Raw genomic sequence first — 14,559 nt, 5'->3', positions numbered from 1 at the left:
CCGTTGCTCCCGCCTCACTTCCCGTGCGGACCCGCGCCCGTACCGGGAGCCGAGGCGGCCTGGGTGGCGAGGACGGCCGCCTGGATGCGCCGCTCCACACCGAGTTTGGCCAGCAGGCGGGAGATGTGGTTCTTGATGGTCTTCTCGGAGAGATAGAGCCGCTTTCCGATCTGACGGTTCGTCAATCCGGCGCCGATCAGGCCGAGGATCTCCCTCTCCCGCGGGGACAGAGCGGAGAGCGCCGCCGCCTCGGGCGGCACGCCGGAGTCGCCGCCCCGCAGACTGCTCATCAGCCGTGCCGTCGTCGCGGGATCGAGCATCGAGCTGCCGGAGGCGACCGTGCGCACCGCGGCGACGAGATCGGCCCCCTTGATCTCCTTGAGGACATAACCCGCCGCACCGGCCATGATCGCGTCGAGCAGCGCCTCGTCGTCGTCGAACGAGGTGAGCATCAGACAGGCCAGATCCGGCAGGTGCGAGCGCAGCTCCCGGCACACGGTGACCCCGTCGCCGTCCGGCAGCCGTACGTCCAGCACCGCGACATCCGGCCGGAGCGCCGGACCGCGGGCGAGCGCATGGGCGGCGGTCCCGGCGTCGCCGACCACCTCGATATCGGGCTCGGCGTCGAGCAGCTCCGCCACACCACGCCGGACCACCTCATGGTCGTCGAGCAGGAACACCCGGATCGGCCGGTGCGGTGAGAAAGCCTCCGCGTCGCTCATGACGCCCCTCCGGCTGGTACGACGTCCGTCTCACTGTCCCCATCGTGACCCCTCTCGCAGGGGCCTGCCAGGCCGAACGGTCCCGGGGCGGCCGTGCGGTGGCCGAAAGGCCCTGGTCAGCCGGGGCCCGCCCGACGCTCCTGCCCTGCGGGCACCGGGCCGGTGACGTCGAACCGCACGTCCACGACGCCCTCGACCGCCTGCACCAGGCGCGCGGTGACGGGAAGCAACGACGGGTCGCGGACCGTGCCGCTGAGGGTGACCACTCCGTCGGTGACGCCGACCGCCAGATCCCCGGGCGCTGCGGCGAACAGCGGGCCGATGATCTCCGTCCGTATTTCCGCCGCCAGGTCCTCGTCGGCGCGCATGAAGACCTTGAGCAGGTCGGCACGGCTGACGATGCCCTGCAGCAGCCCCGCGCCGTCGACCACGGGCAGCCGCTTCACCGACTTGAACGCCATGGTCCGCGCCGCCTGGGCCAGGGTGTCACCGGCGTGCACCGTCAGGGCGGGCGCGCTCATCAGCTCCCCCGCCGTCAGCGCACCGGCCTTGCGCACATCGTCCAGCCGCGTCAGCTGCTCCAGACGGCTCGGCTGCGCTCCCCGGAACTCTTCCTTGGGCAGCAGATCCGCCTCGGAGACCACACCGATCACCCGGCCCTCCCCCGCCAGCACCGGCAGCGCGCTGACCTGCCACCGCTCCATGGTCTCGACGATCTCCTTGAAGGGCGCCTCCTGGCCGATCGCCACCACGGTCCGGGTCATCACGTCGCCGACGGTGTACGGGCTGTGTTCCATGACGCCTCCTCGGTACCGGCCCTGGACCGCGCCCCGTCCCGCCCCGCCGCCGGTGGGCCCGTGAACGGCCTCGGCGAGAGGTCCCGTCAGCCGTGCGGGCCCGCCATCGGCGTACGGGCCCGTGCGGCAGCCGGGGTGGTGACGTCGAACGCCACGTCCACGACCCCCTCGACCGCGCGCACCAGGCGTGCGGCCACCGGGATGAGCGAGGTGTCCCGGACCTGCCCCCGGAGCGTGACAACCCCGTCGGCGACCGTGACCCGCAGATCCCTGACCGGCGTCGCGAACAGCTCACCGATGACGTAGCGGACTTCCTCCGCGAGGTCGTCGTCCGAGCGCAGGAACACCTTCAGCAGGTCGGCGCGGCTGACGATGCCCTGGATCACCCCGTGCGCGTCCACCACCGGCAGCCGTTTGACGGACCCGCGCGCCATGGTCCGGGCCGCTTGGGAGAGCGTGGCATCGGCCGGCACGGTCAGGGCGGGCGCGGTCATCAGCTCCCCCGCGGTCAGCGCTCCCGCCCGGCGCACATCGTCGAACCGCCGCAGCTGCTCCAGGCGGTCGGGGTCCGACTCCCGGAACTCTTCCTTGGGCAGCAGATCCGCCTCGGAGACCACACCGACCACCCGGCCCTCCCCCGCCAGCACCGGCAGCGCGCTGACCTGCCACCGCTCCATGGTCTCGACGATCTCCTTGAACCGCGCCTCCCGGTCGACCGCGGCCACGGTCTGCGTCATCACATCGCTGACAAGGTGCGGAGTGTTCTGCATGATGCCTCCTCGGTACCCGGACGCACGTCACCCGGCCTGTGACACCTCCAGCCTGGAATGCGCCGAGCGCGCGGGACAGGGGCCGTCCGGTCCCTTCCCCCGCCGGTCGGCCGAACGCCCCGCACGGGCCTCACCCCCACACTCACACCCGCGCGGCAGCCCGGAGGTCGCGGTCGAAGGCGCGGATGTCCTCTTCGGTGAGAGTGGTGCGGGTGCGGGCGATGGCCTGCAGATAGTCGTCGGTCAGCTGGGTGGGGTCCCCGGCCTGCCGCGGGCCCGCCGCCAGATGCCGCTCGAAGGCACTCTGGGCGGCGGTGCGCGCCGCGTACTCGATGTCCGCCGGTGTGAAGCGACCGCTGGCCCCGACCAGCGCGTCAAGATCGATACCGGCCACCCGGTCCGGGCCGATGTAACGGGTCCAGATGGCCCGTCGGGCCTCGGCGTCCGGCGGGCCCACCGGGATCAGATAGTCGAACCGTCCCGGCCGCAGAAAGGCCGGGTCCAGGGAACGCACCGCATTGGTCGCACAGATCAGCAGCCGGCGCTCACCGCGCCGGAACTGCGGGATGAGCTTGAGGAGCTCATTGGTCACCCGGTGGGCCAGCGACGTCGGATCCTGCCGCTCCGAGGCGATCTCCTCCGCCTCGTCGAAGAACAGCACCACCTCGTCCAGATGCTCGACGCGCGCGAACAGCCGCCGCAGCGCGGCCGCCACCCCGTGCGCGTCCTCGGCAAGCTGGTAGGGGAACACCTCGATGAACGACCAGCGCAGCCGGGATGCCACCGCCCGCGCGAACGTGGTCTTCCCGGTGCCTGGTGGCCCGAAGAGCACCACGGCGCGCGGCGGCACCAGCTGGTAGCGCTCGGCGACCGCGGGATTCTCCAGCGGCAGCACCAGCCGCCGTTCGATCAGGGCCTTCTCCCCGGTCATCCCCGCGATGCCGTCCCACAGCCCGGTTTCCGGCACCACGCCGCCCAGCTGATCGAGCAGAGTGGCCTCCGCGGAATCCGCGCTCAGCAGCTTCTCGAAATAGCTCAGATCCGGCCGGCCGGTGTAGCCGGAATTCTTGAAGGCCTGCTCACCGACCTCCCCCTCCGGCAGCAGCGCCCCGATACGGCGCACACCCGCCTCCGCCAGGCGCTCCTCCAGCGCTGCCAGCAACGCCGACCCGATGCCGTGGCGGCGCCACTGACGGGCGATGGCCAGCCGCAGCACCCAGGCCCGCTCCTGCGCCACCGACGACACCGCCGCCCCGACGACCCGGTCCCCCACCACAGCCACCACGGCCGGCATCCGGCCCCGCAGGGCACTCACGACTTCCGCGAGGCTCACCGCCGGTTCCCGCGCGGTGTCCCGGGACTCCTCCCAGATGCGCACCACTTGGTCCAGATCGCCTTCGTCGAGATTCCGGACCCGCCACGGAGACATCGCCACCACCTCCCCGGACATTTTCCCGCGGCCGGGGCCCGTCGGCCCGGTGAGTGGTACGGTTCCGGCCGCCGCCGAGAGAATCCGGTGGAGCGACTCGGTTCCATATATCTATCGCGACCGGCATAGATTTTCTCCGTCGTTCCAGGCATCGGCATGCGTCGGACGGACGGGAGGACGGCGGGCCGCGCCTGACCGGCGCGGCGCACAGGCCGCTCACGCAGCCGCGCAAGCCGAGAGTGCGTGGCGAGCCGCCCACTCTCGTGGCCGGATGGGTCGGCGCGCGAGGGGCGAATATCTCGTGCCGCGACCACAGAAATACCCGCCACGGCAGCAGGGGTTTTCGCGGCCAGGAATGGCGGAGGCAACAGCCACGCAAGGCTGCTGATGCCGTGCTACTGTCGATCTCAGTTGCAGTTGTGGTTCCCAAAGACTTCTCGCACCCCCGTCGACATTCCATGCCGGCGGGAGCGCTTTTGTATATCCGGTTTTCCGGACGGGGCAATCATCACGGCGACGCGGGGTCCGCACAGTGCGGCCCCGGCACTGCCCCCGAAGGAGATATGACATGGCTACCGGTACCGTTAAGTGGTTCAACTCGGAAAAGGGTTTCGGCTTCATCGAGCAGGACGGCGGCGGCGCTGACGTCTTCGCCCACTACTCGAACATTGCCACCCAGGGCTTCCGTGAGCTCCAGGAGGGCCAGAAGGTGACCTTCGACGTCACGCAGGGCCAGAAGGGCCCGCAGGCCGAGAACATCGTCCCCGCCTGACGCTGACGCATACACCGCAGCTGGGGCCCGCACCTTGGGTGCGGGCCCCAGCTCGTTGCCCTTTGCGGAATCCGCCGCGTGTGCCGTCACGGCCGCGCCGGCGTCAAGAGGCAACCTGCTCGGTACCGGACCACGGCCTGCTGCGACAGCACGCCGCTCCACCCGGCTCCCCGATCCGGCATCACGTGCGCCGCTCTTCGCGGCGAAATCTTTTCCACGCGTCGGCGGTCGATTCCGCCCCGCCTCGTTCCATCTGTTTTCGCCGGTCCGTTCTGCGATTCTTTTGTGTGTGGCTCACAGCTGCCGGGAATTCTTCGACGTACCGCATCGAGGAAGGTTCTCCATGAACCGCACATCTCGCCCGAACGACCGCTTCTCCCGTACCCGCTCCGCCGGTTCAGGCCGTGGCGGCAACCGCTCACAGTCGGCCAACCGCTCCGGTGGCAAGCGGCGTCGTCCCGCGCCGCAGGGAGAGTTCGCCCTGCCCGTCACGCATACGCCCGCGCTGCCGCCGGCCGAGTCGTTCGCCGAACTGGACATGCCGTCCGCGCTGCTGGCGTCGCTGACCGCGGAAGGGATGACCGCCCCGTTCCCGATCCAGGCCGCGACGCTGCCGAATTCGCTGGCCGGGCGCGACGTTCTGGGCCGTGGCCGCACCGGCTCGGGCAAGACCCTCGCCTTCGGCCTGGCCCTGCTGGCCCGCACCGCCGGCCAGCGCGCAGAGCCGGGCAAGCCCCTGGCCCTGGTACTGGTCCCCACCCGGGAGCTGGCGCAGCAGGTCACCGATGCGCTCACCCCCTACGCCCGGGCGCTGTCGCTGCGGCTGGCCACCGTCGTCGGCGGTATGTCGATCGGCCGCCAGGCCGGCGCACTCCGCGGCGGGGCCGAGGTCGTCGTCGCGACTCCCGGACGGCTCAAGGACCTCATCGGGCGCGGTGACTGCCGTCTGAACCAGGTCGGCATCACCGTGCTGGACGAGGCCGACCAGATGGCCGACATGGGCTTCATGCCCCAGGTCACCGCGCTGCTCGACCAGGTTCGCCCCGAGGGGCAGCGGATGCTCTTCTCGGCCACCTTGGACCGCAATGTCGACCTGCTGGTCCGGCGCTATCTGACGGACCCGGTGGTCCACTCCGTCGACCCGTCGGCGGGCGCCGTCACCACGATGGAACACCACCTGCTGCACGTCCGTGACGCCGACAAGCACGCCACCACCACGGAGATCGCCGCCCGCGAAGGCCGGTCGATCATGTTCCTGGACACCAAGCGCGCGGTGGACAAGCTCACCAAGCACCTGCTGAACAGCGGGGTACGCGCCGCGGCCCTGCACGGCGGCAAGTCCCAGCCCCAGCGGACCCGGACCCTGGCCCAGTTCAAGACCGGCCAGGTCACCGTGCTGGTGGCCACCAACGTCGCCGCCCGTGGCATCCACGTCGACAATCTCGACCTCGTCGTCAATGTCGACCCGCCCACCGACCACAAGGACTACCTGCACCGCGGCGGCCGCACCGCCCGCGCCGGGGAGTCCGGCAGCGTCGTCACCCTCGTGCTGCCCAGCCAGCGCCGCGAGATGGACCGGCTGATGGCCGACGCGGGGATCACCCCCCAGTCCACCCAGATCCGCTCCGGCGAGGCCGAACTGACCCGTATCACCGGTGCCCAGGCTCCCTCCGGTGTTCCCGTTACCATTGCCGCACCGGTCGTCGAACGCCCCAAGCGCAGTAGCTCCTCCACCCGCGGCCGGCGCAGTCGCTCCTCGCAGGCCCGTCGGTCCTCCGGCGCACCCCGGACCGCGTCCGGGACGTCGCAGCGCCGGCCCGCTGCCGGCAAGACCCCGTAACGCGGCAGTCATGCCGCTCGCCCGCCGCTCCTCCTCCGCTCCGCCGTCCGGCCGTTTCCGGTTCTCTTCGACCCTGTAGAGGCACTATGCGCGTCGTCATCGCCCGCTTCCCCTTCGACCTGATCAAGACCGAGGTGCAGGACTCGATGAAGGGCGTCAAGCCCGAACCCATCACGGGTGAGTCCGTACTCATCGGCGGCCGTCACTACCCCGTCAAGCAGGTCGGGGAGATCATCACCCGGCAGGACCGCCGCGACTTCTCCGCCGGCGAAGTGACCCGGGCGCTGACCCGCCTCGGCTTCACCTGCAACTCCTCGACCCCCGTCGCCCGCACGCCTCTTGAGGAGGCGTCGGCACTGCTCCAGGCTCCGGCGACGCCTGACGGCGACCCGACGGGCTGAGACCGACCCCGTACAACGAAGTGGGCTCCGACCGCACCGGTCGGAGCCCACCTTTGTGTGACGGTGGTCCTCCAGGCTCATGACGGGCCGTGGTCGCGCGGCGCCCACGGCAGCGACGGCGACAGCGACAGCAGGACGGTCCTGCGCCGGGGCGGGGACGCGGCCTCAGCGGTCGGAGTAGCGGAAGTCGCCCACCGTCCACGCTCCTACGTCGTTGATCGCGACGCGATACATCCCGCCGGTCTCGGGCAGGCCGATACTTCCCTGCAGAATCCTCGCCACATGGAAATACAGGTGGGTGGGTGGCTCTTTCCGTTGTGGCGGGCGGGTGTCCGGGCCGGCTGAGGAGAAGAGCGCGGAAAACGGTCCCAGCCGCTCCGACTGCTCCAGGACCTCGGCCACACGCTGCCGCCACACGCTCTCGGGCGCCAGCCGCCCGGTGATGACAGCACCTTGGACAACCACTGTGAGCGACATCTGATTGCTCTGCTCCGACTCCACCATGGCGGCGATGTCGACAAGCAGCTCGTCGGGCTTCGACATGGGAGCAGACTTTACTGCCGCGACCGGCCCTCGGCACCACACCCGGCAGCGCGCGCCCCCGCGGCCGCTGTTGTTGAGCCACCGTCACCGGACGTAGGAGACTACGCGTGCAGTGGTCCGAAACCAGGCCCGCACGGGACGCAGGGCGGGGCCGGGGGCGGCCGATGAGCCAGATGACGGGGAACGGGACGGTGGAGCAATGGATCCGGTGCTTGCCAGTGCGGGGACGACGCTGGTCGGACTGATGGTGACCGAGGCCTGGGGGCAGACCCGGGACGGTGTGGTCGCGCTGTGGCGGCGGGTACGGCCCGCGGACGCCGACGGTGTCGGCCGGGACCTCGACGAGGCCCGCGCGGAACTCGTCCAGGCCAGGGAGGGGGGCGCTGACGAGGAGACGGAGCAGGAACTGGTCGGTGAGTGGCAGCGGCGGCTGCTGCGTGTCCTGCGGGACGATCCGGCGGCCGCCGAGGAATTGCGGCGGGTGCTGGAGGCGGCCCAGGGGGCGCAGCCGACGGAACCGCCCGCCGGCAGCGTCCAGTTGCAGGCGCGCGCGGCGGACAGCTCCCGGATCTACCAGGCCGGGCGCGATATGCGGGTACAGGGGTCATGAGCGACGGGGCGTCCTGGGAAGCCGAGGCGCACGACCGGGCACGGATCTACCAGGCCGCCCGTGATCTGCACATCACCCATCAGCAAGGCGACGACCGCGCGCCGAGGACGGTGCCGCGGCTCTCCCTGCGGCATCTGCTGTCGTGTTTCGACGAGGCGCCCCTTCCGCTGTCCGTCCTGTCCGCCGAGGCGTTCGCCGCGGTCCGGATACCGGAGCTGCCGGCGGAACGGGTGGCGGCCGAGGTGCGCGAGCTGACCGACCGCGCCGGGGCGGCCGGTGAGCCGCCGGTGCCCTGTGTGCGGGCGGACGCCGCCGTCGCCGAGTCCGCCCGGGAGCTGACGGACGAGGTCCGCGACCGACTGTGCGGCTACGCCGCCGCGTTGCTCGACCACGCCCTGCTGCGGTCGCCCGACGGTGCGGCACCGGACCTGTTCGCCCCGCATGCGATGGCCCTGCTGTGGCGCGCCGGCCGGGAAGCGTCACGGGCGGCCACGGTCGCGCGCCGGGTCCGGGACGCGTATGCCGCGGCCGGCCGGTACGAGGAAGGACTGCCGTTCGCGGTGCGGATCGTGGAGTCGTCGGGCGCCGGGGCGGAGCTCGCGGATGCCCTGGCGCTCGGCCGACTCCAGGTCGGCTGCGGGGACTTCGGCGACGCGGAAGCCGTGCTGCGTCCGGTGCTCGACCGGGCGGAGAGAGAGGCGGGCGGGCGCGGACTGTCGCTTGCCGGGCACACCGGCCCGAGCATCGCCGAGATCCTCCGGGAGAACGCCGACGGCCCGTTCACCGGTCGGCTCTCCCCGGCCGACTGTCATGTGCTGACGCAGATCGCCGAGGTGCAGCACGCCCTGGCCGATGCGCTGTACGGGCTGCGGCGCTACGCCGAGTGCGAGCGGCTGTTGCATGCGGCGGCCGGCCTGCGCTGGCGAGTCCAGGGGGCGGCGCATCCGGCGCGCCTGCTCGCCCAGTTGCACCGCGCCCGCGCGCTGGGGCAACAGCGCCTGTGGCACGAGGCGTTCGCCCTGGTCCATGACGCCCTCACCTACCGGGACAGAGCGGAACTCGAAGGGGACCGCCCGCGGGACGCCGCCCTGCTGCGACTCGTGCATGCGGAGGTGACGGCGGCAGCGGTCCGCTCGTTGCGGGACGAGGGTGCGAGCCGGTCGCGTGGCGTGGGGATGTTCCCGGCGCCGGTGGTGCGTTTTCTGGACCGCACGATGAGTCCCCACCCCAGGCCCGAGAAGGTCACCTGGGCCGACGCCGTCCAGTTGGCCGGGGAGGCGGTACGCGCCTGTGACCGTGCCTTCGGTGCCGCGCACCCCCATGCGCGTACCGCCCGTACGCTGCTGGAACAGGCCCGCCTTGAACAAGGATCCGCCCCATAGCGTCATCGGCTGAGACCACTCCCCCGGCTGTCTGCGCGTCCCCCTTCCACAAGGCGGGCAGGCCGGGTCGGGTGGGGCGGCTTTCCCGGGTCCGCGGAGTGCCGAAGCCGTCTCGGGGTAGCGGTCCGGAGAGGCGGGCGGGGGCCCGTCGACAGGAAGGGAACCGGATGGCCATCGCCAAAACCAGCGTCCTGGTACTGGATTGCGCGGAGCCCGCGGCACTGGCGGACTTCTACGCACAATTCCTCGGCGGAGAAGTGCGGATCGGGACCAGCCCGGACTACATCGAAGTCGTCGAGAGCGACACCGTGCACCTCGCGATACGACGGGACCGGGGCGCGGCGCCGCCCAGTTGGCCCCGCCCGGACGACTCACAGCAGGCGCATCTGCACTTCCTCGTCCCGCAGGACAACATGGACGAGGCGGAGCGCGAAGCGGTCAGCCTGGGAGCGCGGCCGCTGCAGACCCGGGAGAACCGCGGGCCCTACGACGCCCGTCGCTATGCGGACCCCGCGGGCCACCCCTTCGTTCTCGCCGCGAGCGAGGGCCATGCCCTGGGGCAGGCGAACTGAGGGCTGCCCGGGGCGGGCGGCGAGGCGGGGAGCGCCACCGGGCCCGGTGGCGCTCCCTCTGTTGCGGAAGCGCCCTGCAGAGACGCCCTGCGAGCGGGTGTGGTTATCGGGTGCGGGCCGCCGGGCGCACGACCAGCTCGTTCACCTCGACCTCCGGTGGCCGGCTCACGGCGAAGGCGATGGTGTCCGCGACCGCGGCGGCCGGCAGGGCCACGGCGCGGTAGGCGGTCATGGCGTCCCGGGCCGTCGGATCGGTGATGCTGTCCGCGAGTTCGGATTCCGTGACGCCCGGCGAGACCACGCTGACCCGGATGCCGCCCGCGGACTCCTGGCGCAGTCCCTCGGAGATCGCGCGTACGGCGAATTTGGTGGCGCAGTAGACCGAGGCGGTGGGCACCACCTCATACGCCCCGGTCGACGCGACATTGACGAAGTGTCCGGCGCCCTGGGCCCGCATCACGGGCAGCGCGGCGGCGATCCCGTGGAGCACCCCGCGCACATTCACATCGAGCATCCGGTCCCATTCGTCCACCCGCAGCGCCTCCAGTGGCGACAGCGGCATCACCCCCGCATTGTTGACCAGGACGTCGACCCGTCCGAATGCCGCGCGCCCGGCCGCGACGAAGGACTGCATGTCCTCGGCGCAGGTGACGTCCAGTCGCCGGAAGGCCACGGTGCCGCCGTCGTTGCTGATCTCCTGGGACAGCGTTTCCAGTCGGTCGGTGCGGCGGGCACCGAGGAAGACGCGGTGCCCGTCGGCGGCCAGCCGGCGGGCGGTCGCCTCGCCGATGCCGCTGCTCGCGCCGGTGATCAGGATGGCCTTCTCGTGCTCCGTCATGGGTACTCCTTTACCAGTTGCTTTCACCGGCGAGCCTCCACGGCGGAGCGCACCGCGACCAGGACAGCTCGTGCCTGGGTGCCCCACACCCAGGCACCTCCCGCAGACACGCCCTACGTTGGACGGATGACGAACAACGAACTCGGGGCGTTCCTGCGGGCGCACCGGTCACAGGTCCTCCCCGAGGACGTCGGTATGCCCTCCCACGGGCGTCGCAGGGTCCCCGGGCTGCGCCGCGAGGAGGTCGCCGTCCTGGCGGGCATGAACGCCGACTATTACGCGCGGCTGGAGCAGGGCCGCGAACGCCACCCCTCGCCGCAGGTGCTCGATGCCCTCAGCCGTGCGCTGCGGCTGGACGAGGACGGGCGGACGCATCTGTGCCGGCTGGCCGGTGTCGTCCCGGACGACCGCCCGGCGTCCTACGGGCCGGAGACCGTCGGCCCGGCCCTGCGCCAGCTGATCGACGGCTATCCGCACACACCGGCCTTCGTCCTCAATCCGGCGCTGGACATCCTGGCTGCCAACTCCCTGGCCGAGGCGCTGTTCTCCCCCTTCGAGCGCGCGGACAACCTTGCCCGCATGGTGTTCCTCGACCCGGCGGCGCGGCAGTTCCACACGCGCTGGAGCCGGGCAGCCCAGGCCACGGTGGCGAATCTGCGGCAGGCGGTCGGCCGTGACCCCGATGCCCCGCGGCCGGCCGCACTGGTACGGAGCCTGACCGCGGCGAGCGCGGCGTTCACCGAGTTCTGGCACTCCCACACCGTGCGCGGAAAGACCCACGAGGCAAAGGAGTTCAGCCACCCGGAGGTCGGCGCCCTGTCCCTCACCTACCAGGCCTTCGACGTCCGGAGCGCGCCCGGCCTGCAACTCGTGATCTACCACGCCGAGCCGGGCAGCCCCAGCGCCGAGGCCCTCTCCCTGCTCGGCACCCTCCACGCCACCGATCGGCAAGGGTCGGACGGCACGGTGCGGGCTCCGGGCACACGCGGGCACTGAGCGAGGGGCCGGCAACTGCCCCTCTTTGCTGTCTCGGCAATGTTATTTGTCAATGTGGCGCGGCCGGTCGAGCATCTCCGGTGAACGGAGGTACGAGAGATGGCAACCCAGAAGAAGGACCGGATTCCGGCCGCGCTCTCCGCGGAGGCGCACCATGACGTGGTGGTGGTCGGGGGTGGCGCGGCGGGCCTCAGCGGGGCCCTGGCGCTGGCCCGGTCACGGCGTTCGGTACTGGTGGTCGATGCCGGCGAGCCGCGCAACGCCCCGGCCGACCGGGTGCACAACTACCTGGGCCGGGAGGGCACACCCCCGTCGGAGCTGCTGGCGGCGGGGCGGGCGGAGGTCGCGGCGTACGGCGGGTCGGTCGTCAGCGGCCGGGTCGTCTCGGCCCGGCGCCGGACCGGCGACGGTGGGTGGCACGGGGGCTTCGACGTGGCGCTGGCCGACGGCACCCGGGTGACGGCACGACGGCTGCTGGTGTCCACCGGGCTGGTCGATGAACTCCCCGAGGTCGCGGGGCTGGCGCAGCGGTGGGGGCGTGAGCTGCTGCACTGCCCCTACTGCCATGGCTGGGAGGTCCGCGACCAGGCGATCGGTGTGCTGGCCACCGGGCCGAACGGGGTGGACAAGGCGCTGCTGTTCCGCCAGTGGAGCGCGGAAGTGACCCTGTTCCTGCACACCGCGCCGGAGCCGTCCGAGGAGCAGTGGGAGCAGCTCGCCGCCCGCGGTATCGCAGTGGCCGACGGCAAGGTCACCGGGGTGGAGCTGACCGACGACCGGCTCACCGGGCTGCGGCTGGACTCCGGCCGGATCGTCCCGTGCCGGGCCGTGGTCGTCGCACCGCGGTTCGCGGCCCGTGGGGCCGTGTTGGCCCGGCTCGGCCTCGAAGCGGACGAGCAGAAGAGCGGCGAGCAGGTACTCGGCAGTGCCATGGCCGCCGGCCCGGCCGGGGCCACCCGGGTTCCCGGAGTGTGGGTGGCCGGCAATGTCACGGATCCGTATGCCGGGGTGATCCAGGCGGCTGCCGCCGGGCTCACCGCCGCCACGGCCATCAACGGCGATCTGGTCAAGGAGGACACCGCCCGCGCCGTCGCCGCCCACCGTGCCCGGATCCCGGCACCGTACGAGCCGTTCGCCGCCCGGACGGAAGCCGAGGTGTGCGCACGCGTACTGGGCGAGCGCCGCCACGGTCTGTGACCTCCCCGTGGTGCCCGGGCTGCGCTGAGCACGGTGGCCGCCGCACAGAACAGGCGGGACATCACCCTTCTGGCGCAACGCTTCGGGCACCCGGCCCCGGTCGCCATTCGCTGGGGAATGGCGGACCACAGCACCCGCCATTCCCCAGCGTGATCGGACGGTAAAGCCGCCCTTGCATCCCCGTGTTTACGATATCCGGGATGAATTGGCGTGTTTCTGGCTGACAGCCTGGTACGTACGCGTACGTGCGCCAATTTTCTGCCTTCACAGGCGGTGAATGCACTCGTCACCTCTGACTTCGGGAGCTCATTATGGAACCCGGCGCTACCGTGTGGAACTGCCCGTTCGACTACGCCGAGGCACTGGAATTCGATCCGACGCTCAAGCGTCTGCTGACCGAGGAACCGGTCGCCCGTATCAAGCTGCCCTACGGGGAGGGCGAGGCCTGGCTCGTGACCCGGTACGAGGATGTGCGCACGGTGACGACCGACCGGCGCTTCAGCCGCAGTGCCATCATCGGCCGGGACTTCCCGCGGATGACGCCCGAGCCGATCGTGCAGGACGAGGCGATCAACGTGATGGACCCGCCGGCCAGCAGCCGCTTGCGGAGCCTGGTCTCCAAAGCGTTCGCCCCGCGTCAGGTCGAGCGCATGCGCGCCCGTGCGCAGCACGTCGTGGACGACCTGCTGGACCGGATGACCGCGCAGGGCTCCCCGGCCGACCTGATGGAGAGCCTGGCGTCCCCGCTGCCGCTCACCACCATCTGCGAGGTCCTCGACATCCCCGAGGCCGACCGCGCACAACTGCGCGGGCACGCACGGACGATGATGAACGTCACCGTCGAGAACCGGGACAGCGCCGTCCGCGCCAAGGCCGATATGCGCGCGTACTTCAAGACGCTGACGGCGAAGCGTCGCCAGCACCCGGGAGACGACCTGATCAGCGCGCTGGCGACCGCTCGCGACGGCGACGAGCTCCTCAACGACCAGGAGCTCACGGTCCTGGCCATGGTGCTGCTCATCACCGGCCAGGACACCACCACCTACGAGATCGGCAACCTCGCCTACACCCTGCTCACCCGGCCCAGGGAACTCGCCATGGTGCGGGCCCGTCCGGAGATGCTCCCGCAGGCGATGGAGGAACTGCTGCGGTTCATCCCCTTCCGTAAGGGCGTCGGTATCCCCCGTGTCGCCACCGAGGACGTGGAGCTGAGCGGGGTGATGATCCGGGCCGGGGACATCGTGCATGTCTCCTACCTGACGGCAAACCGGGACGGCCGGAAGTTCGAGCGGCCCGACGAGCTGGATCTGGAACGCGAGGACCGGCCCTCCCACATGACCTTCGGCTGGGGCGGCCATCACTGCCTGGGCGCCCCGCTCGCCTTCACGGAGCTGGAAGTCGCCCTCGGCGCCCTTCTGGAGCGTTTCCCCGAGCTCAGGCTGGCGAAGCCGGCCGAGGAAGTGCGCTGGAACACGACCTCGATCTGGCGCTATCCGCTGGAGCTGCCGGTCGCCTGGTAAGGGGGCGACGCCGCGGAATGCAGAAGTCACCTCGCTGGCGTACGGTTACTAGTCGGAAAGAAGATCCACCTGCACGGGGAGAGTTCATTCTTCGACGGATGGCCCGCTCACAGTTCTCTCCGAGGGTCGCGCACTTCAGTCCGCCGATTCCCGCCTTGGCCAACGTGCCC

15 protein-coding genes are annotated in these 14,559 nt (G+C 71.3%); 9 read left to right on the top strand and 6 right to left on the bottom strand.

Annotation, left to right across the window (positions count from 1 at the left end):
• Positions 1-14 precede the first annotated feature (14 nt).
• The 4 genes from SLV14N_RS36795 to SLV14N_RS36780 form a co-directional block, all read right to left on the bottom strand.
• Positions 15-722, bottom strand: a complete 708-nt coding sequence (locus SLV14N_RS36795; RefSeq protein ID WP_263272688.1) for a response regulator transcription factor — start codon at positions 720-722, stop codon at positions 15-17.
• 116 nt (positions 723-838) lie between these two features.
• On the bottom strand, positions 839-1,519 hold the full coding sequence (locus tag SLV14N_RS36790) for a CBS domain-containing protein (RefSeq protein ID WP_208687144.1): 681 nt from the start codon (positions 1,517-1,519) through the stop codon (positions 839-841).
• An 86-nt stretch (positions 1,520-1,605) separates the two neighbouring features.
• The gene (locus SLV14N_RS36785) at positions 1,606-2,289 is read right to left on the bottom strand and encodes a CBS domain-containing protein (protein ID WP_208687143.1); all 684 of its coding nucleotides are present in this window, start codon (positions 2,287-2,289) and stop codon (positions 1,606-1,608) included.
• Positions 2,290-2,431: 142 nt separating this feature from the next.
• Positions 2,432-3,718 (bottom strand): ATP-binding protein, encoded by a 1,287-nt coding sequence (locus SLV14N_RS36780; RefSeq protein ID WP_208687141.1) that lies wholly within the window; start codon positions 3,716-3,718, stop codon positions 2,432-2,434.
• Positions 3,719-4,286: 568 nt separating this feature from the next.
• Between SLV14N_RS36780 and SLV14N_RS36775 the strand changes: the two genes are divergently transcribed.
• From SLV14N_RS36775 to SLV14N_RS36765, 3 genes are all read left to right on the top strand, one after another.
• Positions 4,287-4,490: a cold-shock protein gene (locus tag SLV14N_RS36775; protein WP_009715709.1), complete on the top strand. Its 204-nt coding sequence runs from the start codon at positions 4,287-4,289 to the stop codon at positions 4,488-4,490.
• 343 nt (positions 4,491-4,833) lie between these two features.
• Complete coding sequence (locus SLV14N_RS36770; protein ID WP_263272687.1) at positions 4,834-6,330, top strand: DEAD/DEAH box helicase; 1,497 nt, start codon at positions 4,834-4,836, stop codon at positions 6,328-6,330.
• Between the two features lie 86 nt (positions 6,331-6,416).
• Positions 6,417-6,731: an SCO5918 family protein gene (locus tag SLV14N_RS36765; protein WP_208687137.1), complete on the top strand. Its 315-nt coding sequence runs from the start codon at positions 6,417-6,419 to the stop codon at positions 6,729-6,731.
• A 165-nt stretch (positions 6,732-6,896) separates the two neighbouring features.
• On the opposite strand, the gene SLV14N_RS36760 is transcribed toward SLV14N_RS36765, so the two are convergent.
• On the bottom strand, positions 6,897-7,274 hold the full coding sequence (locus tag SLV14N_RS36760; RefSeq protein WP_208687135.1) for a hypothetical protein: 378 nt from the start codon (positions 7,272-7,274) through the stop codon (positions 6,897-6,899).
• A gap of 199 nt (positions 7,275-7,473) precedes the next feature.
• Here SLV14N_RS36760 and SLV14N_RS36755 point away from each other — a divergent pair, with 199 nt between their 5' ends.
• The 3 genes from SLV14N_RS36755 to SLV14N_RS36745 all read left to right on the top strand — a co-directional run bounded on the left by SLV14N_RS36755 (position 7,474) and on the right by SLV14N_RS36745 (position 9,838).
• Positions 7,474-7,884: a hypothetical protein gene (locus SLV14N_RS36755; RefSeq protein ID WP_208687133.1), complete on the top strand. Its 411-nt coding sequence runs from the start codon at positions 7,474-7,476 to the stop codon at positions 7,882-7,884.
• On the top strand, positions 7,881-9,266 hold the full coding sequence (locus SLV14N_RS36750; RefSeq protein ID WP_263272686.1) for a hypothetical protein: 1,386 nt from the start codon (positions 7,881-7,883) through the stop codon (positions 9,264-9,266). Before SLV14N_RS36755 ends, SLV14N_RS36750 begins: the two co-directional genes overlap by 4 nt.
• 167 nt (positions 9,267-9,433) lie before the next feature.
• Complete coding sequence (locus tag SLV14N_RS36745) at positions 9,434-9,838, top strand: VOC family protein (protein ID WP_093638062.1); 405 nt, start codon at positions 9,434-9,436, stop codon at positions 9,836-9,838.
• A gap of 103 nt (positions 9,839-9,941) precedes the next feature.
• Here SLV14N_RS36745 and SLV14N_RS36740 read toward each other — a convergent pair whose 3' ends face one another.
• The gene (locus tag SLV14N_RS36740) at positions 9,942-10,676 is read right to left on the bottom strand and encodes an SDR family oxidoreductase (RefSeq protein ID WP_208687129.1); all 735 of its coding nucleotides are present in this window, start codon (positions 10,674-10,676) and stop codon (positions 9,942-9,944) included.
• A gap of 126 nt (positions 10,677-10,802) precedes the next feature.
• Here SLV14N_RS36740 and SLV14N_RS36735 point away from each other — a divergent pair, with 126 nt between their 5' ends.
• The 3 genes from SLV14N_RS36735 (at position 10,803) to SLV14N_RS36725 (ending at position 14,389) form a co-directional block, all read left to right on the top strand.
• Positions 10,803-11,672: a helix-turn-helix transcriptional regulator gene (locus tag SLV14N_RS36735; RefSeq protein WP_263272685.1), complete on the top strand. Its 870-nt coding sequence runs from the start codon at positions 10,803-10,805 to the stop codon at positions 11,670-11,672.
• 99 nt (positions 11,673-11,771) lie between these two features.
• Entirely contained in the window at positions 11,772-12,869 is a 1,098-nt protein-coding gene (locus tag SLV14N_RS36730) for an NAD(P)/FAD-dependent oxidoreductase (protein ID WP_208687124.1), read from the top strand.
• Between the two features lie 311 nt (positions 12,870-13,180).
• Positions 13,181-14,389, top strand: coding sequence for a cytochrome P450 (locus SLV14N_RS36725; RefSeq protein ID WP_208687122.1), 1,209 nt, complete (start codon positions 13,181-13,183; stop codon positions 14,387-14,389).
• Positions 14,390-14,559: the final 170 nt, after the last annotated feature.

The sequence above is a fragment of the Streptomyces sp. Je 1-4 4N24 genome (assembly GCF_026239515.1).
GTDB classification, from domain to species: Bacteria; Actinomycetota; Actinomycetes; order Streptomycetales; family Streptomycetaceae; genus Streptomyces; species Streptomyces nigrescens.
The sequence above is the reverse complement of the archived record's forward strand: the minus strand, read 5'-3'. Positions and strand labels throughout refer to the sequence as shown.